Here is a 396-nt window from a genome sequence, read left to right on the forward strand (position 1 = left end):
GAACTTAAACAGGTAATCACTTTATCGCCAAATACCACTATATTTTCCGGTAAACTTTATTCGTGAGCTTGCCTCGGGATTTTGCTAACTCCAGAACTATAATAGATTGTAATGGCACAAGCGTGGACGCTTGCGCCATCTATGGGGAATCTGGAGTCCTAACAATATCTCCAGGCTGTGTCGAATTTACTTTTTGTTTTGGTTTAGATGTGAAGTCAATATTATCTCTAGTAACAACACCATCCCTCCAGTCCCCAACCTGACTTTCACCGCCTACCAAAATATGGCTGTCTTTATCATTCGTTACCGTTTGATTTCCACCAGTGTGAGTCGGCAAATTATAATCTGCCGGATACTCAACACCCCACGATGGCGCAAGCGTCCTCGCTTGTGCCT

1 protein-coding gene is annotated in these 396 nt (G+C 43.7%); it reads right to left on the reverse strand.

Annotation, left to right across the window (positions count from 1 at the left end; translation table 11 throughout):
- Nucleotides 1–139: 139 nt before the first annotated feature.
- Nucleotides 140–396: hypothetical protein (locus HMPREF9065_RS10290; RefSeq protein ID WP_021615213.1), on the reverse strand; the 257-nt coding region annotated here is incomplete at its 5' end.

Origin of the sequence: Aggregatibacter sp. oral taxon 458 str. W10330, from assembly GCF_000466335.1 — a bacterium.
In the GTDB taxonomy this organism is placed as follows: Bacteria; Pseudomonadota; Gammaproteobacteria; order Enterobacterales; family Pasteurellaceae; genus Aggregatibacter.